Annotated in this window: 17 protein-coding genes; 10 read left to right on the forward strand and 7 right to left on the reverse strand. The window is 62.3% G+C overall.

Annotated elements, in window-relative coordinates; all coding sequences use genetic code 11:
• Positions 1–5 precede the first annotated feature (5 nt).
• Positions 6–767 carry a response regulator transcription factor gene (locus KIT08_03550; protein ID UYN90319.1) on the forward strand — a complete coding sequence of 254 codons (762 nt, stop codon included), beginning with the start codon at positions 6–8 and terminating at the stop codon, positions 765–767.
• A gap of 175 nt (positions 768–942) precedes the next feature.
• Here KIT08_03550 and KIT08_03555 read toward each other — a convergent pair whose 3' ends face one another.
• Genes KIT08_03555 through KIT08_03565 form a run of 3 tightly spaced genes read right to left on the reverse strand, consistent with a single transcriptional unit; the run spans position 943 to position 2,645 of the window.
• The gene (locus tag KIT08_03555) at positions 943–1,293 is read right to left on the reverse strand and encodes a DUF971 domain-containing protein (protein UYN90320.1); all 351 of its coding nucleotides are present in this window, start codon (positions 1,291–1,293) and stop codon (positions 943–945) included.
• Between the two features lie 40 nt (positions 1,294–1,333).
• On the reverse strand, positions 1,334–1,831 hold the full coding sequence (locus KIT08_03560; protein ID UYN90321.1) for a hypothetical protein: 498 nt from the start codon (positions 1,829–1,831) through the stop codon (positions 1,334–1,336).
• A 46-nt stretch (positions 1,832–1,877) separates the two neighbouring features.
• The gene (locus KIT08_03565) at positions 1,878–2,645 is read right to left on the reverse strand and encodes a formylglycine-generating enzyme family protein (protein UYN90322.1); all 768 of its coding nucleotides are present in this window, start codon (positions 2,643–2,645) and stop codon (positions 1,878–1,880) included.
• A 110-nt stretch (positions 2,646–2,755) separates the two neighbouring features.
• On the opposite strand from KIT08_03565, the gene KIT08_03570 reads away from it, so the two are divergent.
• From KIT08_03570 to KIT08_03605, 8 genes are all read left to right on the forward strand, one after another.
• Positions 2,756–3,775 carry a serine/threonine protein kinase gene (locus KIT08_03570; protein UYN90323.1) on the forward strand — a complete coding sequence of 340 codons (1,020 nt, stop codon included), beginning with the start codon at positions 2,756–2,758 and terminating at the stop codon, positions 3,773–3,775.
• 333 nt (positions 3,776–4,108) lie between these two features.
• The gene (gene rpe / locus KIT08_03575) at positions 4,109–4,786 is read left to right on the forward strand and encodes a ribulose-phosphate 3-epimerase (protein ID UYN90324.1); all 678 of its coding nucleotides are present in this window, start codon (positions 4,109–4,111) and stop codon (positions 4,784–4,786) included.
• Positions 4,787–4,796: 10 nt separating this feature from the next.
• On the forward strand, positions 4,797–5,150 hold the full coding sequence (locus KIT08_03580) for an Asp23/Gls24 family envelope stress response protein (GenBank protein ID UYN90325.1): 354 nt from the start codon (positions 4,797–4,799) through the stop codon (positions 5,148–5,150).
• Positions 5,151–5,176: 26 nt separating this feature from the next.
• Positions 5,177–6,865, forward strand: coding sequence for a DAK2 domain-containing protein (locus KIT08_03585; GenBank protein UYN90326.1), 1,689 nt, complete (start codon positions 5,177–5,179; stop codon positions 6,863–6,865).
• A 14-nt stretch (positions 6,866–6,879) separates the two neighbouring features.
• Positions 6,880–7,728: a DegV family protein gene (locus tag KIT08_03590; GenBank protein UYN90327.1), complete on the forward strand. Its 849-nt coding sequence runs from the start codon at positions 6,880–6,882 to the stop codon at positions 7,726–7,728.
• A 24-nt stretch (positions 7,729–7,752) separates the two neighbouring features.
• Positions 7,753–10,341: an ATP-dependent DNA helicase RecG gene (recG, locus tag KIT08_03595; GenBank protein ID UYN90328.1), complete on the forward strand. Its 2,589-nt coding sequence runs from the start codon at positions 7,753–7,755 to the stop codon at positions 10,339–10,341.
• Positions 10,341–10,868: a pantetheine-phosphate adenylyltransferase gene (gene coaD, locus KIT08_03600; GenBank protein ID UYN90329.1), complete on the forward strand. Its 528-nt coding sequence runs from the start codon at positions 10,341–10,343 to the stop codon at positions 10,866–10,868. Before recG ends, coaD begins: the two co-directional genes overlap by 1 nt.
• Before the next feature lie 189 nt (positions 10,869–11,057).
• Positions 11,058–11,558, forward strand: coding sequence for a hypothetical protein (locus tag KIT08_03605; protein ID UYN90330.1), 501 nt, complete (start codon positions 11,058–11,060; stop codon positions 11,556–11,558).
• 101 nt (positions 11,559–11,659) lie between these two features.
• Here KIT08_03605 and KIT08_03610 read toward each other — a convergent pair whose 3' ends face one another.
• The 4 genes from KIT08_03610 to KIT08_03625 form a co-directional block, all read right to left on the reverse strand.
• Positions 11,660–13,567 (reverse strand): NAD-binding protein, encoded by a 1,908-nt coding sequence (locus tag KIT08_03610; GenBank protein ID UYN90331.1) that lies wholly within the window; start codon positions 13,565–13,567, stop codon positions 11,660–11,662.
• 175 nt (positions 13,568–13,742) lie between these two features.
• A complete protein-coding gene (locus KIT08_03615) occupies positions 13,743–14,555 on the reverse strand; it encodes an SDR family NAD(P)-dependent oxidoreductase (GenBank protein ID UYN90332.1) in 813 nt (270 codons plus the stop codon).
• On the reverse strand, positions 14,552–15,427 hold the full coding sequence (locus KIT08_03620) for a hypothetical protein (protein ID UYN90333.1): 876 nt from the start codon (positions 15,425–15,427) through the stop codon (positions 14,552–14,554). Before KIT08_03620 ends, KIT08_03615 begins: the two co-directional genes overlap by 4 nt.
• 240 nt (positions 15,428–15,667) lie before the next feature.
• Positions 15,668–16,987 carry a hypothetical protein gene (locus KIT08_03625; GenBank protein ID UYN90334.1) on the reverse strand — a complete coding sequence of 440 codons (1,320 nt, stop codon included), beginning with the start codon at positions 16,985–16,987 and terminating at the stop codon, positions 15,668–15,670.
• 146 nt (positions 16,988–17,133) lie between these two features.
• On the opposite strand from KIT08_03625, the gene KIT08_03630 reads away from it, so the two are divergent.
• A complete protein-coding gene (locus KIT08_03630; protein UYN90335.1) occupies positions 17,134–18,117 on the forward strand; it encodes a phosphate/phosphite/phosphonate ABC transporter substrate-binding protein in 984 nt (327 codons plus the stop codon).
• The last annotated feature ends 33 nt before the right edge of the window (positions 18,118–18,150 follow it).

Here is an 18,150-nt window from a genome sequence, read left to right on the forward strand (position 1 = left end):
GACCCATGAGTGAAGCTCCCCTGACTAACAAACGCATCCTGGTGGTGGATGACGAAGAGCGCATCGTGCGCTTCATCCGCCTCAACCTGGAGCAGGACGGCTTCCAGGTTGAGGAAGCCTTCTCCGGCAAGAAGGCGCTCGACAAGCTACGCCAAAGCCTGCCCGATCTCATCGTGCTGGATGTGATGCTGCCGGATATTGACGGCTTTGAAGTGTTGCGCCTGATCCGCGAGAATAATGATGTGCCCGTGATCATGCTCACCGCCAAGTCAGAGGAAGATGACCGCGTGCGCGGCCTGGAGCTTGGCGCCGATGACTACGTCACCAAGCCGTTCAGCCCGCGCGAGCTGGTGAGCCGGGTGCGCGCCGTGCTACGCCGCACCGAATCCCAGCGCGGCAGCGAGGGCATCATCCAGGTGGATGACCGCCTCAAGCTGGATTTTGACCGCCGCGAAGTATGGGTGGACGGCAAGCTGGTGAGGCTGCGCCCCACCGAGTACCGCCTGCTCTACCACCTGGTGCAGAATGCCGGCTGGGTAGTAACCCATGACCAGATCCTGGCCAAAGTATGGGGCTACGAGTACCGCGACGAGCCGCATTACGTGCGTCTGTATGTCAATTACCTGCGCGAAAAGCTGGAGAAAGACCCGGCCAACCCCAAATACATCCTGACCGAGCGCGGTGTGGGTTATCGCTTTGTAGACTTCAAGCGAGAGAACGAGCAGGCGAAAGAAGCCCCCAAAGAAGCAAAAAAGAGCAAGAAGTAACTACTGGCCGTCTTTTGTTTCGGCCGAGTAGAACGCTGCAAAGAATCAACCGTCACAAACAAATGCCCGCTGAACAGCGGGCTTTTTATTGCAAGGACATACCTCCCAGTAAACCAATGAGGAACAGTGGCATCCAGCAGCACCACTCCATTGGGTTCAGGCCAAAGATATCCAACTATGCGCCTTTCTGGGCGTGCTTATCCATCTCATCGGCCAGGGCCAGCAGGTAATACCAGTTGTAGATACCGTACTTGTGGCCATCCTCCCACTCTACGTTAATGGCATAGTTGCCGACGGCCTCGATGCCCACCAGGCGTGTGGCATTCGCGCTCATCAGCGGGATGATGAAGACGCCGGGGTCTGGCTCTGGCTTCATGTTCTCGTGGCCGCCGCGGCACTGGGCGCAGGGGCAGGCGTTGCGCAGCAGCTCGAACGGGTAGCTGGCCACGCGGCCATTGCTCCACTCGATGGTCAGCCGCGCTTCGGAGCGGTTGGCGGTCATGGATCTGGGGGTGATCTCAGTCATGCGTTCGCTTTATGGATAGTGCGAGCACTACCCTTCCTTTCTATTGTTCGACTACTACTTCAAGATAGGTTGCTGCGGCCCAGCCAGCGCGGGCAGCATCCACCGGGGTCACCAGATACCACCAGGTCAGCCCGTCCACTTCCTGCGGCCCATCGCGCACTATGAAGACCTCAGCGTCGTAGGCGAGGAACTGGATATTGGTGGAAAGCCCCGGTGCATTGCGAATGTTCAGACCGCGGCCTTCCGTGCCTACGATCTGCACATAGGCACCCACGCCCATTTGCCCGCTGGGCGGGCCAACGAATTCCGGCGTGGGGGTAGAGGTAGGCACCAGGGTGGCGGTGGGGGCGGGTGTGTTGGTTGGGCCGGGTATCCAGGTCAGGGCGGCGGCGCGGTCTTCGACCGTGCTGGCGGGCAAGTAGGCGAACATGGCAAACACGCCTGCGGCGCCCAGCACGATCGCCAGAGCCAGGGCGGCCAGCAATACACGCGGGGTGGCGTAACGGCGAATGCGCTGCAGCAGGTCTTGGATATCCACGCGCACAAGGATACTATGCGCAAGGCAGTTGCGAACAGCCGTCCGGTTATTGGCCCCAGCTGGTCAGCAGGAAACCATCAGACACGCAGCGGAAACCGCGGCCATGCCCGCCCGAGCCCGGCTCGTGCGACAGACGTGTATACGTCAGACTGTATACCGGGGGGTCATACCAGGCCGCTCCGCGCAGGACAACATGCCCCTCATCAAACCAATCGTCGATCCACTCCCGAACATTGCCGCCCATATCCAGCACATCATAGGGGCTATGTCCTTGCGAAAAGGAGCCGACGGCAACGGTGCTATCCTGAAAAAGGTCACGCCCCACTTGAGCCCGTACGGGGATATTGTCTTCTTCGCCCCATGGGAAGCTATTCGCATTCTCGCCGCGGGCGGCTTTCTCCCATTCCAGCTCATGCGGCAGGCGCCCTCCGGCCCACATGCAGAAGTCCTGGGCCTGATACCAAGTGATATACACCACGGGGTGGTTGGCATACTCGGGCAGGTAGTAGTACGGGTTTAGCTCCGGCCCGATGGGATAGTTGCATGCGCCAGCCGTCACGCATTTGCGATATTGTGCATTGGTCACCTGTGTGCGCGAGATCCAGTAACCCGGCAACTCAGCCCGCGCCATCTGCAAGGCAAACACGCTGCCTGGCGTATTCTCGGGCGCCTGCCCATAAGTGAACTCGCCTGCGGGGATATAGACTTCCAGTTGTTCGGTGCGAGGATTTAGCCGTACATATGAACGGCAGGATGGCAAAAAGCCCAGCAGAATGCAGGTTGACGCAATCACTACCCATTTCTTGAATTGCATAAAGGCGCGTCGCTAACCAATGAGGCAGTCTAGGCATAAAGCGCAAACTTGTCAATCATCCTGTCTTCCTAGGCAGAAAAGCCGATTGGCTGCGATAAAATCGCCTTGCGATGTCAGAGAAACTACTGCTCAACAAGCGTTACCAGCTCCAGGACTTCCTGGAAAAGGGCGGCATGGCCACTGTATACCGTGGGCGTGACCTGATGCTGGAGCGCGATGTAGCCATCAAGGTGCTGCGCGAAGACTACTCCAAGGACGCCGGCTTTCGTGAGCGCTTCCGGCAGGAGGCCAAGGCGGCCGCCAACCTGAGCCACAGCAATATCGTCACCGTGTACGACTTTGGCTATGACGAGGAGCGCTTGTTCATCGTCATGGAGTACATCCCCGGCACGGACCTGAACACGCTCATCAAGCAAAAGCGCGTGTACTCGCTGGAGGAGGGTATCCCCATCGTCATCCAGGCCTGCAAAGGACTGGGCTACGCCCACCGTGCCGGCCTGGTGCACTGTGACATCAAGCCCCACAACTTCCTGGTGACGCCGGATGGCCGCGTCAAGGTGACCGATTTCGGCATCGCCCGCGCCCTGGCCTCGATCAACCCGCGTGAGGAGCAGGAGGTCGTGTGGGGTTCGCCGCAATATTTCTCGCCGGAGCAGGCAGCCGGCAGCGCCCCCTCCCCCGCCTCGGATGTATACAGCATGGGCGTGATCATGTATCTGATGTTCACCGGCCAGCTGCCATTTACAAGCAAAACCCCGGCCGAGCTGAGCCAGCAGCACCGCACCGAGCAGCCTGTGCCGCCCAACCAGCTGAACCCCAACATCCCGCCGGCGCTCAACGAGATCATGCTCAAGGTGCTCTCCAAAGAGCCCTCCGCCCGCTACCGGGCGGCTGACCAGCTGGGCCGCGTGCTGCTGACCTTCGCCGCGCCGCAGGTAGCTGCGGAGCGGGCGCAGGATGCGGCCACCATGGGCCCGATGGCAACCGCTGACCTGAACGGCGAGCCCGCCGAACAGGGCAAGACCGACTGGGTGGCGGTGGCGCTGGGTTTGCTGGCGGCGCTGGCAGTTGGCGGCCTGCTGCCGTTCTGGATGTGGGTGTATCTGGTGCACAACCCGCCGATCCAATAAGAAACACAGCCGGCCGAGTCATTCCGGCGTAGGGGCGCACCGCGGTGGGCCCCTACCATTTGTGCGCAAGCAAGCTCGCCCCCAGTAAACCCAGATTGCTTCGGGTCTGAAAGTTGCATGAAAGCAACTTTCAGCATCCTCGCAATGAAAGCAGAAAAGTTATTGTTGCTGGAAAGGGGTGGGGGTCAAAAGATATTACTAACAACTTTTGAGTGAGCGCAGACATGCGATGGTTTTACTCAATTTCAGGTTGTATATGGGGAGCTGGAGATTAAATCAAGGGACTGGACACCTGCCAAGCGTTGCCCGCCTACCCTCAGTTATAATTTTCCAATGGCGTCCAAGCCAATCATCGCTCCATCCATACTCAGTGCAGATTTTGGCTATTTAGCCGAGCAAATTGCCGAAGCCGAGCAGGCCGGGGCGGATTGGCTGCATATTGACGTGATGGATGGGCACTTCGTGCCGCCCATCACCATGGGCCAGCTGGTGACGCGGGTGTGCCGCCAGCACAGCCAGCTGCCGCTGGATGTGCACCTGATGGTGCAAAACCCCGACGGCATGCTGGCCTCGTTTGCCGAAGCCGGTGCCGACCACATCCACATCCATGTCGAAGCAAGCTCCGACCCGACCGCCAGCCTGGCGGCAATCCGCGCCCTGGGTTGCAAAGCCGGCCTGGCGCTTAACCCGCCCACGCCGGTCGAGCGCGTGCTGCCCTATCTTGAGCAGGCTGACATCATCCTGGTGATGAGCGTCAACCCGGGCCGCTCCGGCCAGGCGTTCATGCCCGAGAGCCTGGAGAAAGTGCGCCAGCTGCAGGCGGCGATCGCCGAGCGCGGGCTGGGCACGCTGATCGAGCTGGACGGCGGCATCGACGCCAGCACGCTGCCGGCCGCCCACAGCGCCGGCGGCCAGGCCTTCGTGGCCGGGCATGCCATCTTTGACCATCCCCAGGGGATTGCGGCGGGCGTCAACGCCCTGCGCAATGCCGCCCTGGTAGCCCAACATTAGGACACGTTCAATGACCGCAGACAACGCTCCCCACGGCAGCATCCATGTCTCGCCCCGTGCCGTCGCCACGGTGGCCTACCAGGCCGCCGTGCAATCCTACGGCGTGGTGGGCCTGGCGGCCAAGAACTTTCTGGATGGCGTCAGCAACTTCATCGTTAAGGACCCCACCCACGGCATCGAGGTGAGCTATGACGAGGGCGCCATCAATATTGATATTTACATCGTCGTGGAATACGGCACCAACATCAAAACCATCGCGGCCAGCGTGGCGCAGACCGTGCGCTATAACGTGGAAAAAGCCCTGGGCCTGCCCATCCAGCATGTGAATGTGCATGTGCAGGGCCTGCGCGTCAGTGCAGACTAAAAATTCAGAGAGAAGCAGGAATCATCATGTCAGAACTCACTCAAGAACGCGCCCACCGAGCCAACATCTTGCAACAGCGCCCTGTCGACGGCAACGGCGTGCGCAGCCTGGCCCTCGCCGGCTTTGGCTGGCTTGAAGCCAATAAACAGTCCGTCAATGCGCTCAACGTCTTCCCCGTACCGGATGGCGACACCGGCACCAACATGGTGCTCACCATGAAATCCGCCATCGAAGAAATGCACAAGTCGGCCGAACAGAAGGCCGGCAAGGTGCTGGAAGCGATCGCCCGCGGCGCGCTGATGGGCGCCCGCGGCAACTCTGGCGTGATCCTCTCTCAGCTGTGGCGCGGCTTTGCGCGCGCCGCCGAGGGCAAAGACCTGCTCACCGCTGAGGACCTGGCGCGCGGCTTCTCTGAATCCCGCGATACAGCCTACAAGGGCGTCGTGCGCCCGGTGGAAGGCACCATCCTGACCGTTTCCAAAGACATGGCCACCGCCGCCGAAGAAGCGATTGCCAGCGGCGTGAACGACCCCATCGCCTTGCTGGAAGCGGTGCTGAAGGCGGCTGACGCCTCGGTGCGCCGCACGCCGGACCTGCTCCCGATCTTGAAGGAAGCCGGCGTGGTCGACTCGGGCGGTAAGGGTCTGTACTTCCTCATCGAAGGCATGCTGCGCTGGGTGCGCGGCCAGCAAGTGCGCCAGGCCGAGAGCATCATTGCACCGATCGCCTCGCTCAACCTCGAGAACTCGCTGGAAGCCGTGGAAGAGGGCCAGGACTACGAGATTGTCGTAGACTTCCGCCCGAATGGCGAACTGGCCCTGCCCAGCTTCTACGCCGAGCTGGAAAAGATGGGCACCTCGATCCAGGTGGGCGAAGGCGAAGGCATGTTCCGTATGCATATCCACGTCCCCACTGAGAAGCGCTACGAGCCGATCGACTACATCATGACCCTCGGCACGGTGACCAATGTAGCCATCGAGAACCTGATGGCACAGATGGACGACATTACCGCCCAGGCCAAGGGCCGCGGCGAATACACCGTGCGCCCGATCGCCCCCGGCCAGATCGCCGTGGTGGCCGTGGCGCCGGGCGCCGGGATCGCCCGCCATTTTGCTGACCTGGGCGTGGCGGCCATCATTGAAGGCGGCCAGACCATGAACCCGAGCACGGCCGACATCCTGAAATCGTTTGAGAACCTGCCTACGGATAAGGTCATCATCCTGCCCAACAACAAGAACATTACCCTGGCGGCCCAATCCGCCGCCGAGCTGACGGTGAAGGAAGCCATCGTGCTGCCCACCACCAGCGTGCCGCAAGGCCTGGCGGCCATGCTGGTGTGGGACCCCACCGGCGAACTGGAGCCGGTGGGCGAAGCGATGCGCAAGGCGGCCGGTGCAGTGCAAACCGGCGAAGTGACCACGGCCACGCGCAGCGTGGAACTGGACGGCGTCAAGGTGAAGGACGGCCAGGTGATCGGCCTGCACAATGGCAAGCTCAAAGTGGCCGCCGGGGATGTGGAGAAGGCCAGCCTGGCCCTGCTCAAGGAGATGAAGTTTGAGGGCATGGAAGTGCTTTCGATCTTCTATGGCGAAGAGGTGGATGCCCAGGTGGCCGAATCGGTAGCCGACACTATTCGTCAGGCCTACCCTGACCAGGAGATCGAAGTGCAGCACGGCGGCCAACCGCACTACCAGTTCATCTTCGCCGCAGAATAACGCTAGCAGCTGGCATGTCCGTCGCCATCATCACTGACAGCACCGTCTCGTTCCCCAACCCGGTCTTTCCCGGGCGGGAGCTGGTGCACATCCTCTCGCCTGGCTGGCAGCCTGCGCTGCCCGCGGGCGTGGAGCGCTTGAAAGCCAGCAGCTTTCCCCCTACTTTGCGACACACAGCCAACGGAGCGGCGCCACGCTTGCTGCCGCCGCGCGCGGCAGACCTGGAAGCCTTATACCGCCAGCTGGGCCAGAGCCACGACGGCGTGCTGGTGCTGCTGCACTCCAACCACTTCAGCCCGGTCGAAGAAGAAGCCCAGGCCGCGGCCGGCGCGGTGCACGGCAAAGTGGCCGTGCGGGTGCTGGACAGTTTGAACATCTCGCTGGGGCTGGGCCTGCTGGTGCAGGCCGCCGCGGCGGCCAGCGCGGCAGGCATGCCCCTGGCGGAGCTGGACCTGCATGTGCGCGGCCTACTGCCGCGCGTGTTCGGTATGCTGTGCGTGCCGGGTCTGAGCTACCTGGAGCGCACCGGGCAGATCAATCACAGCCAGGCCGTGGTGGGCGAATATTTGGAAATTCTGCAGGTCTTCACCCTGGACAGCGGCCAGCTGGTGCCCACCCAGAAGGCGCGCAACCCGCGCCAGCTGGTGGATGTGATGCATGAGTTCCTGTCTGAGTTCACTGACCTGAGCCACATTGCCCTGCTGCAAGGCGCGCCGGCTTTTGAGGCTGAGACACGCGCCCTGCGTGAGCGCCTGGCCGAAGAAGGGCACACGACCCCCATCAGCGAGCAGATCATTAACGCCCCACTGGCCAGCTTTATTGGGCCGCGCTCGCTGGGCCTGTTTGCCATCCGCGCTTCGTAGTCCTGCCGCTGTTAGAATACTGTAATGCAGCCTTCCCTCAGCAAACTGAGGAAGATTTTTTCCCTGGAAGCCCAGCGCCAATACGATAACCGTGCCGTCATCGGCGGCTTGGAGCAAATGCTGCCTGGCTGGGCTAGCGAAGCCCGCGCCGAAGACGTGAACGAGCCGCTCGTTAACGCTATCGTGGCACAGTTGCGCAACTACGACACCCTTGAACCGGAATATCGCTCCGTCGCCATTAATAATGTGTCGGCGCGGATTGAACGCGAGACCGGAACGAATATTGCCCAACGCAGTGGGCGCGTCAATACACAAAGCTTTCAAGTCCGGCGGGCACCGGTAGCCAAACGCGAGACGCCCACTAAAAAAGCCAGGCAGGCCAAGACTGCGGCAGCAAAAGAGCCGGCTGCAGCTAAAAAGCCGACTGGCGCCAGAAAGCGGGCGACAAAATCTCCCGACCCCGACGACTCACCCAAACCGCCCGTCCGGCGCAGCAAGCCGCCGGCGCGCCGCGCCAAGATCGAAGGCGAGCCGGCCGCCCTGGAGGCCAGCACCACGGTGCTGACCGGGGTCGGCCCGGTGAACGCCGAGCGGCTGGAGAAGCTGGGCATCTACACCCTGGGCGACATGCTGTACCACTTCCCGCGCCGCTACGATGATTACAGTCAGCTGCTGCCCATCCGCGAGCTGAAGTTTGGCCAGGTGGTCACGGTCATCGGCACGGTGAAGAGCAAGAGCCGCCACGGGCCGCCACGCGGCAAGCAGGTCTTCGAGATCGTGGTGGACGACGGTACGGCCGCCTTGCGGGCGATCTGGTTCAACCAGCCCTGGCTGCTCAAGAACTTCCGCGAGGGCGACGAGGTGGTGCTCTCCGGCAAGATCGACCAGTACCTGGGCCGCCTGACCCTCAGCAGCCCCGAATGGGAGCTGGTGGAGGACGAAGAAAGCCCCACCGACACCCAGCACACCAACCGCATCGTACCGGTCTATCCGCTCACCGCAGACATCCGCCAGCGCTGGCTGCGCGGCCTGATGAAAAAGGTGGTCAGCTACTGGGCGCCGCGCCTGCCCGACATGCTGCCCCCCGAATTACTGACCAGCGCCGGCCTGCTGCCGTACGCCGATGCGCTGCAACAAGTGCACTTCCCGGATTCGCAGGAGCACCTGGAGGCAGCCAAGCTGCGTCTGGCTTTCAACGAGCTGTTCCTACTGCAGCTGGCCGTGCTGATCCAGAAACGCATCTGGCAGGGTGAAACCGCGCAGCAGTTTGCTCCGGCGGCCGGCTGGCTGGAGGCGCAGACCGCGCGCCTACCCTACACGCTCACGGAGGCGCAGCAAACCGCCCTGGCCGACCTGTTGGCGGATCTGGCCTCGGGCCGCCCGATGAACCGCCTATTGCAAGGCGATGTGGGCTCGGGCAAGACGGTGGTGGCGGCGCTGTGCATGGCGCTGGTGGCGGCCAGCGGCGCCCAGGCCGCCATCATGGCGCCTACCAGCATTCTGGCCGAGCAGCACTATGCCAGCCTGCGCAAGCTGCTGGCAAACGAAGGTGGTCCGCTGGCGCCCGAAGAGATCCGTCTGATGATCGGCGCCACCAGCAAGGCCGAGAAAGACCAGATCAAGGCCGGACTGAGCGATGGGCGTATCAAGCTCATCATCGGCACGCACACGCTGATCGAAGACCCGGTGGTCTTCGACGCGCTCGAGCTGATCGTCATCGACGAGCAGCACCGCTTTGGCGTCGGCCAGCGGGCCGCGTTGCGCAACAAGGGCACCAACCCGCACCTGCTGGTGATGAGCGCCACACCGATCCCGCGCTCACTGGCGCTGACTCTGTATGGCGACCTGGACGTCAGCGTGATCGACGAGCTACCGCCGGGCCGCCAGCAGGTAAGCACGCATGTCTTACCGCCCCGCGAGGTGGAGCGCGCCTACACCTACATCCGCAAAGAGGCCGCGGCCGGGCGGCAGGCTTTCATCATCTACCCGCTCATCGAGGAAAGCGAAACCTCGCAGGCCAAGGCGGCGGTGGCTGAGCATGCCCGGCTGAGCAAGGAAGTCTTTCCCCAACTAAAATTAGGCTTGCTGCACGGCCGCATCAGCGCCGAAGAGAAGGACCAGGTGATGAGCGCCTTCCGCGACGGCCAGACGGATGTGCTCGTCTCCACTACGGTGATCGAAGTGGGCGTGGACGTGCCCAACGCCACGGTGATGCTGATCGAAGGCGCCAACCGCTTCGGCCTGGCACAGCTGCACCAGCTGCGCGGCCGGGTGGGCCGCGGCAGTGACCAGGCCTATTGCATCCTGGTGCCGGACAGCGCCGATGCGCTCGAGAACGAGCGCCTGACCGCGCTGGCCAGCACGCACGACGGCTTCAAGCTGGCCGAGATCGACCTGCAGCAGCGCGGGCCGGGCCAGTTCATGGGCATGGCGCAGGCCGGCTTCGGCGACCTACAGCTGGCGCTGCTGACGGATACCCGCCTGATCGACAAGGCCCGCCGGCAGGCGGAGAGCCTGCTGGCGGTCGACCCCGAGCTGAGCCAGCCGCAGCACACTGCGATCGCGGCAGCCTTGATACACTACACACGAGACGGTAAGGGAGACCTGAGCTAATGATCCGTGCATTTTTCCCCGCTACGTTTGACCCCATTCACAACGGGCATATTGACATCGCCCTGCGTGCCACCAAGCTGTTCGATGAGATCGTGGTGGCGGTGTATGAGCTGCCGCAGAAGAACCTGATGCTCTCGACTGACACGCGGGTTGCCCTGGTGAAAGAGACCTTCAAGGATGAGAAGAAGATCACCGTCACCACCTACTCCGGCCTGACGGTGGATTATTGCCGCCAGATCGGCGCCCAGGTGATCGTGCGCGGGCTGCGTGTGTTTTCGGACTTTGAGTACGAGTTCCGCATGGCCTTGGCCAACCGCCAGCTGGCGCCAGACCTGGAGACGGTCTCGCTCATCACCAGCAAGGAGCACAGCTTCCTGTCCTCCACGACAGTGCGCGAAGTGGCCTCGCTGGGCGGCGATGTGGGCAGCATGGTACCGCCGCACGTCAAGCAGGCGCTGGCCGACCGCATTGCGGAGATGGCCGCCAACGGCGAGCCGAAGTACCCGGCCAATCAGCTGCGGGACTGACTCACTGCTGATAGTCATCAGCAGACATGCCCACAGCTTCATTGGCCTTTGTGCGGGAGTCAATTGCTGTCAATTCTGGAGAAAGCCTTTGACATAGATTGCCTGGCCTGCAAAGTTGCCGAAACGGCGGTTTACAGATAAGCTAGGCTCAAATCTTGCATCTTGAGGCAAGAAGGCAAGACGACCCTTATGGACATTCTTCAACTCGTAGACAAGCTGGAAGAGCTTTTTAACGAAAGCCGCCCCCTGCCGCTGACCAATAACGTCATTGTGGACGAAGACCGCATGCTGGACCTGATCGACCAGATGCGAGTGGCGATCCCGGATGAGGTCAAGAAGGCCCAGAAGCTGATCGCCGAACGCGACCGCACGATGGCCCAGGCGCAGGAGGAGGCCCAGCGCACCCTGCAGTTGGCCCGCGAAAAGAGCGACGGCCTGGTGGAGCGCGATGCGGTGGTGACCGCCGCCGAGAGCCGGGCTGAGCAGATCATCCAGCAGGCCAACCTGGACGCCGAGGCCACCCGCCAGGAAGCCGACGATTACGTGATCGAGACGCTGACCAGCCTTGAGATGGAGTTGGAGCGCGTGCTCAACCAGGTGCGCAACGGCATCCGCACGGTGATGCAGCAGCAGGAAGAGAAGCGGGCCGAGATGCAGGCGCGCCAGGGCGGCGGCAGTAATCAGGTCTAGCCAGACCGTACTCAGATTAAAGTAAACGCCCGCAATAATTGCGGGCGTTTTATTTTGTACTAGCGATTCTTGAAAAACAACAAAATTGCGGATTAGTAGAGCTAACTCTCCGCCAGCACAATGACCTTGTCGCCTTCACCGAAGATGATGGAGTGGGATTTCTTAGGATTGGTGTACACGCCGTAGGACTTGGCCGGGTCGTTGGATTCGGCGACCAGGCGGTAGCCGATGGCGGTTTCCCCGCGGCGGCGGGCGGCCTCGACCACGGTGTAGAAGTTGACCGGGCGGCCGGTTTCCACATAATGGTCAGCGGGCTTGAGGTACACCTCGGCGCCTTCGGGATCGAAGATATCGGCGAAGACTGCGTACAGGTCAGCGTTCTCGGCGAACTGGGCCATCATCAGGCTGATAAGCTGCTCGCTGACGATGAAGTCATCCACGCGGGCCACCTGGGCCAGCTCACGGTTGCGCAGATCAAGTACTTCGCTGACGATGGAAAAGGGCGTCTGGTCCTGCTGGAAGATGTCGCGCAGGTGGAGCAAAGTGACCAGGGTCAGTGCATCGGCCTGCTGCACGCCGCGCTCCATGTATGCCAGCACGATGACGTGGTTGTAATCCTCCACTTTGAGGGCATCCAGCAAACCGCGATCCGTGGCATCACCCTGTAGCACATGCAGGCGAATGTTTTGCAGCGCGTTAGCCTGGCTGCGAATGCCTTCGGCTATGGCATCCGAAATATCAGCCACCACGCGCACCTCGGAACCCTTGGCCACATAGTGGTCCAGCTCGCGCAGGATGGTGAAGCCGTTCTGGTTCCAGCCGAGCACGAGAGTGCGCACGGGTTCGGGCGCGGGCAGCGCGCCGCCGGTGTGGATGAGTTGGGTCTGGATCTCAACGTCGTCGGCCTTGGTCAAACGAATGGTGTCGTCATCTGACGAGAGGGCGAACAAGTGATCGCCGGGCTTGATCTGGGTATCCATGGGCGGGTTGAGCCAGATCTTGCCCTCCGCCGAGCGCATACCCATGACGGCTGACGCCTCGTAAGCCAGCAAGGCTTCGCCATAGGTCTTGCCAGTCAGGGCCGGCTCCTCTTTGAAATAGATCTCGTCGCCTTCAAAGTTCATGAGCTCGGTGTAGACCACGGAAAGGCCCGACTGGTGGTGGGCCTGGGCCACGAGACGCGAGATCAGATCACCGATCAGCACTACCTGCAGCTTGTCCTGTTCGCTGACCAGTTTGAGAACATTGAGGTTGCGGGCGTTACGCACCTGGGTGTTGATCGAATACGGCTCGGGCCGGCGATTGGCGGCGTTGGTGATGGCCAGCACGGACTTAATGACCTCGGCGTCCGGGTCGGCTGTATCCGGCGGCAGAATGATGATGGACTTGCTGGATTGTGGATTGGCGATCTCGATATCGGCCGGGTCGTTGGGCTGGCCGCTGCGACAGACGATGCGGGTCTTGTTGCCGCGCAGGTTCACACGCTCGCGGATCTCATCCTCCATCTGCACCTTGTCACGGTCAGCCAGGATGACGATGCAGGCATTCTTCTGGTTCTCGTTGGCGAGCACCAGCTCATTGAGGATGGTGAAGATCTGCGGCGACCAGCCGAGGATGAGGGTGTGACCCTGCTCCAGCACCCGCGAGCGGCCTTTGCGCAATTCGTCGATCTTGGTTTCGATGCCGTTGTTGAGCACGCCGATCAGGGCGCTGACAATGAAGATGCCGCCGAGGGTGACCAGCAACATCACGGCGCGGTAGCCGGCGCCGGTGTCGCCGCCCATGGTGCCCGAATCGAGCGTGCGCATCAGGCTTTGCCAGGCGGCTTCGGTGAAGCTGAGGCGGTCCATCTCGCCGTCCTGCACGAAGCCGGCGATGGTGAGGATGGTGGCGGCCAGCAGGACCACCAGCAGGGAAATGACGAACAGCATGCCGATGAGCGCAGGTGCGCCGCGCGACATCAGGTTGTCAAAGCGGTAACGCAGGCGATCGCCAAACGACGGTTTCATAAAGCCTCAGTTGGGGGCGAATTTGGCTGATTATACGCAGGGTCGTAGGACAGAATCTTTAAATATTGGGTGGCCCTGGTGTTGTAGAGGGCGTAGCATGCTACGCCCCTACGCGATCCGGTATTGACTTAATGCCTATTTGTAGCGTTGACCGGGAGAAGCATAAACGGCCCGTTCACAGGCCGCGTTCAGGGCGAGTGAAGAAGCGCTCTTGCAGCCAGTCAGTAAGTCCGGGGAACAGGCTGGCGAACAGGATGCCCAGGCGGGCGATGGCAGGGAGGATCATGGTGCGGCGCGGGCGGCGGGCCAGGCGCAGCACGCCCTGGGCCACCTGCTCCGGCGTGAGCAGCAGCGCCTTGGGCGTGCTGAGGCCAGTCTTGCGGTCGGCGCCGGTATGGCTGGCAAAGTCGCTGGATACGCCGCCGGGGTAAATGACCGAGACGTGGATGCCGTATACCCCTACTTCGCGGCGCAAAGCATCACTGAAGCCGCGCAGGCCAAACTTGGTGGCGGCATAGACGCTGTAGGTGGGCGTCGCCAGAAAGCCAGCCAGCGAGCTCATGTTGATGATGTGGCCGCGGTGACGTTCGATCATGTGGGGTAGCATGGCGCGGGCAGCCAGGATGGCGCCAGTGAGATTGGTATTGATCTGGGCGGCAATATCTTCCTTGGGGTCGAGCTCCTCCAGCCAGCGGGTGCGCCCAAAGCCGGCGTTGTTGAAGAGCACGTCTATGTGAGCATAGGTCTCGAGCGTGCGCTGAACCATGGCCTGGATCGAGGCGGCATCGCTGACATCGGCCTGGATGGCAACGGCTTCGCCGCCGGCCGCGAGGATCTCAGCCTGCAAAGTCTGCAGGCGGTCAAGGCGGCGGGCGGCCAGGGCGACGCGATAGCCATTGACGGCGAACAGGCGCGCCGCGGCCGCGCCGATGCCGGAGGACGCCCCGGTGATCAGGATGACGGGCTTGTTGGGCTGGGCGGAGCTCACGGTTGGATGAGCACCGGGATACTGCTGAGGTGGGTGATGCCGCCGTCACGCATCGATTCGGCGTAGACCACAATGCGGCCGGGCACCGCCTCGCTCACTGACCAGGTCAGCGTGCCGCTGAAGGGGCCAGGCTGGCCGATGTCAGGCGAATTGATGGTGGCGAAGGTGTGGGCGAGCACGTTGTGGCTGTCGCCGCAGATCGCGTCGGCTGCGCCCGAGCCTTCTCCCGGGCCACACAGCTTCAGGCCGAGCGTGGATTCAAAGTAGTACTCCGAGAAGCCGCTGACGGTGAGGCTGCCGCCGCTGATGGCGCTGTTGGGCAGAGGGAGTTGAATATCAATGTTCTCGCCGCTCACCGGTTGTGGCAGGATGGTGGCGCTGCCGCCGGGCAGCAGGGTCACCTCAATGCTGGTGAGGTGCACGATGCCCCCATCCATGGCGCTGTGCTCCATCACGGCGATGCGCCCAGCCTGCTCATGTGTCACACTGAAGCTCAGCTCGGCGGAGAAGGGACCAGGACTGCCGGCATCGGCAGCGATGGTAGTAGGCGTAAGAGCGATCTGGTTACCGGCCTCGTCGTAAATGGCGATGACCAGATTTTGCTCAAAGGTGGGGCGGGATTGGCCACTGACCGTGACGGGTGACGTAAGCGCCGAGGCGAAGCCCGGGCTGCCAATCAGGATGGCCTCGAGGGCCACCTCGCCGCTGGCAGTCGGCTCAGCGGCGGGTGCGGTGGCCGCTGGCGCCTCGGTGGCTGGGGGCAACGTGATGCTGGTTGCCGTGGGCTGGGGCGCGGGGGTGCTCGGCAGGCTGCATGCGGCCAGGGCCAGCAAACACAGCAATGCAGGAAACACTTGTTTTGTCAGCTTCATTTGAACAATTATCGCATTGAATTATTGGAATACGGTAAAGACGGTTCAGAGCTTGGCTTTAGCCAGGGGCGCGACAGGAGCAATGTAAGCGTTTCTGCAACTTAGCTTTATCGTGTATCCCGAGCGTAGCGAGGGATCATCACTACGCGCATAAATGATCCAAGCTCACTATAGAAGACATGCCAGCAAGGATTCTTCCTTGATCCAGTCTCGGCGTTCTGGTGAAGATACACAACCCGGTCAGAATGACACCGGTTTGTCGACTCCCATCCCCTCGCGCACTTCATCCACCAAGAACACCGACCCCGCCACCAGCACCACGCCGCCGGGCGGGCAGGCTGCCTGCGCCGCCGCCAACGCGGCGTCTGGCTGCGGCTCGGCGGCGGCAGCCAGACCCAGAGCGGTCAGTTGATCGGCCAGTTGGGCGGCGGGCATGGCCCGCTGCTGCTGTGATTGCGTAGCAATCACACGCTGCACACGCGGCAGCAGCGGCTCCAGCAAACCGGGCAGGTCCTTATCAGCAGAGACGCCCAGTACCAGCACGATGGGAGTATCCGGAAAGTACGCGTCCAACGCGTGGCGCAGGGCGCGCGCCGCCGCCGGGCTATGGGCGCCATCCAGTACCGTGGTGGGTTCCCCAGCCAGTACCTCAAAGCGGCCAGGCCAGCGGGCGGCGGCGAAGCCCGCCTTGATGGCATCGGGCCTTATTGGTACGCCGCGCTCGTTCAGGGTTTGCAGCGCGGCATAAGCTGTGGCGGCGTTGTAGATCTGGTGCTGGCCCAGCAGGCGAATATCAAGCTCATGCCAATCGCCGTCCGTGCGGCGGATGCGCAAGCGCTGACCGCTCAGGTCAGCGTGTAGCGGTTCCACCTGCCAGTCGTGCCCCACCTGCGTGAGCGGCGCGTGCTGGGCGGCGGCCGATGCGGCGATCACCGTGGCCGCCTCCGGGTGCTGCGGCGCACTCACCACCGGCACGCCAGGCTTTATGGTGCCGGCCTTGTGCGCAGCGATCTCGGCGAGTGTGTTCCCGAGGATAGTGGTGTGGTCAAAATCGATCGGGGTGATGACGCTGACGGTGGGCATCAATACATTGGTAGCGTCATCCCGGCCGCCGAGGCCAACTTCGATCACAGCGACGTCCACTCCGGCGCGGGCGAAGTGCGTGAACATCACCGCCACCACGATCTCGAAATGGGTCCAACCTTGCTGCGCCTGTATCTCAGGATACAGCTGCTCAAACGCGGCTTGCAGTTCAGCCTCCGTAGCGGGTTGGCCATTGACGACGATGCCGTGCAGCGCGCCCTGGCTGTGTGGCGAGGTGAAGCGGCCCACGCTTACGCCCTGGGCCTGCAGGGCCGCAGCACACAGGGCGCACACGGAGCCTTTGCCGTTGGTGCCAGCCACGTGCAGGCTGGGGTAAGCCTGCTGCGGATCCCCAACGGCGGCCAGCAGGCGCTGCAGGCGAGCCAGCTCGAAGTCTGCGCTGGTCATGGTGTTCTGGTCACGGGTGGCCAGGTTGCGCAGGCCGGCGAGGTAACCGAGCAGGTTGGGGGCAGGCATGCGAGTGATTGTACAGGCCAATTTTCATGCTAACAAAAATGAAAAAACGCCACCTGTAGGTAATCTTTTAAGGTATTCCCATATAAGGTGTTTATAATTCGTCAGACGCGGCCTAGGTGCCGCGATACCCCACAAGGAGAAGAGCCATGAAGAATCGTTTCTTTCCCGTGCTGGCCCTGGTAGTGATCTTGTCACTGCTGTTGGCCGCATGTGGTGGCGGTGCAGCTCCGGAGCCCACTTCGGCCCCGGCCCCGACTGCAGCCCCCACCGAAGCCCCTGCGCCGACCGAGGAGCCTTATGCCTACGGTACGGCCGACAACCCGATCGTTTGGGTGTTGGTCCCCTCGCAGGACACTGACGCCGTGTTGAGCGGCGCCAGCGGTATTGCGGCAGCTGTTGAAGAGGCCACCGGCTACGTGATCGAGCCTGTGATCTCCACCGACTTCACTGCGGCCGTTGAGGCCATGTGTAGCGGCGAGGCCCAGATGGGCGCCCTGAACACCTTCAACTACATCGTGGCCAAGCAACGCGGCTGCGCCGAGGTTGGTTTGGTGTCCATGCGCTTCGGCAGCACTTTCTACACCGGCCAGATCGTGACCCGTCCGGAAACCGGCATCACCAGCCTGGCTGACCTGGTTGGCACCACCTTCTGCCGCCCGGATCCGACCTCGACCTCTGGTTGGGTTCTGCCGTCCATCGCCATCAAGGCTCAGGGTATTGACCCTGAGGCCGAAATGACGATCGTGGACGCCGGCGGTCACGATGGCGTGATCATCAGCGTGTACAACGGCGACTGCGATGCCGGCTCCAGCTTCACGGACGCCCGCACCAACGTGGCCGAGGCTTACCCTGACGTGAACGAAGTGGTGACCGTGCTCACTGAGAGCGCCCCGATCCCCAACGACACGATCAGCTTCGACGTGAACATGCCTGATGATGTGAAGGCTGCCATCATCGACGCTTTGCTGGCTCTGAACGACAGCGAAGATGGCCTGGCCCAGCTCAACCAGCTGTACAGCTGGAGCGGCCTGGCCACCACGGAAGACAGCTTCTATGATGGCTTCCGCCAGCAGCTGGAAGCTGCCGGCATGTGCATCAGCGACGCTGGCCGCATCAGCGAGGACTGCTAGTTTCGTCTCTCGCTAAGCTTTAGCTAGCACACA

This window comes from Anaerolineales bacterium (assembly GCA_025808555.1).
Taxonomy (GTDB): Bacteria; Chloroflexota; Anaerolineae; order Anaerolineales; family UBA11579; genus JAMCZK01.

What these genes read in the sequence shown, in the direction of transcription:
- KIT08_03550 (UYN90319.1), top strand. Translation starts at nt 6, where the DNA reads ATGAGTGAAGCTCCCCTGACTAACAAACGCATCCTGGTGGTGGATGAC.
- KIT08_03555 (UYN90320.1), bottom strand. Translation starts at nt 1,293, where the DNA reads ATGACTGAGATCACCCCCAGATCCATGACCGCCAACCGCTCCGAAGCG.
- KIT08_03565 (UYN90322.1), bottom strand. Translation starts at nt 2,645, where the DNA reads ATGCAATTCAAGAAATGGGTAGTGATTGCGTCAACCTGCATTCTGCTG.
- KIT08_03570 (UYN90323.1), top strand. Translation starts at nt 2,756, where the DNA reads ATGTCAGAGAAACTACTGCTCAACAAGCGTTACCAGCTCCAGGACTTC.
- rpe (UYN90324.1), top strand. Translation starts at nt 4,109, where the DNA reads ATGGCGTCCAAGCCAATCATCGCTCCATCCATACTCAGTGCAGATTTT.
- KIT08_03580 (UYN90325.1), top strand. Translation starts at nt 4,797, where the DNA reads ATGACCGCAGACAACGCTCCCCACGGCAGCATCCATGTCTCGCCCCGT.
- KIT08_03585 (UYN90326.1), top strand. Translation starts at nt 5,177, where the DNA reads ATGTCAGAACTCACTCAAGAACGCGCCCACCGAGCCAACATCTTGCAA.
- KIT08_03590 (UYN90327.1), top strand. Translation starts at nt 6,880, where the DNA reads ATGTCCGTCGCCATCATCACTGACAGCACCGTCTCGTTCCCCAACCCG.
- recG (UYN90328.1), top strand. Translation starts at nt 7,753, where the DNA reads ATGCAGCCTTCCCTCAGCAAACTGAGGAAGATTTTTTCCCTGGAAGCC.
- coaD (UYN90329.1), top strand. Translation starts at nt 10,341, where the DNA reads ATGATCCGTGCATTTTTCCCCGCTACGTTTGACCCCATTCACAACGGG.
- KIT08_03605 (UYN90330.1), top strand. Translation starts at nt 11,058, where the DNA reads ATGGACATTCTTCAACTCGTAGACAAGCTGGAAGAGCTTTTTAACGAA.
- KIT08_03610 (UYN90331.1), bottom strand. Translation starts at nt 13,567, where the DNA reads ATGAAACCGTCGTTTGGCGATCGCCTGCGTTACCGCTTTGACAACCTG.
- KIT08_03620 (UYN90333.1), bottom strand. Translation starts at nt 15,427, where the DNA reads ATGAAGCTGACAAAACAAGTGTTTCCTGCATTGCTGTGTTTGCTGGCC.
- KIT08_03625 (UYN90334.1), bottom strand. Translation starts at nt 16,987, where the DNA reads ATGCCTGCCCCCAACCTGCTCGGTTACCTCGCCGGCCTGCGCAACCTG.
- KIT08_03630 (UYN90335.1), top strand. Translation starts at nt 17,134, where the DNA reads ATGAAGAATCGTTTCTTTCCCGTGCTGGCCCTGGTAGTGATCTTGTCA.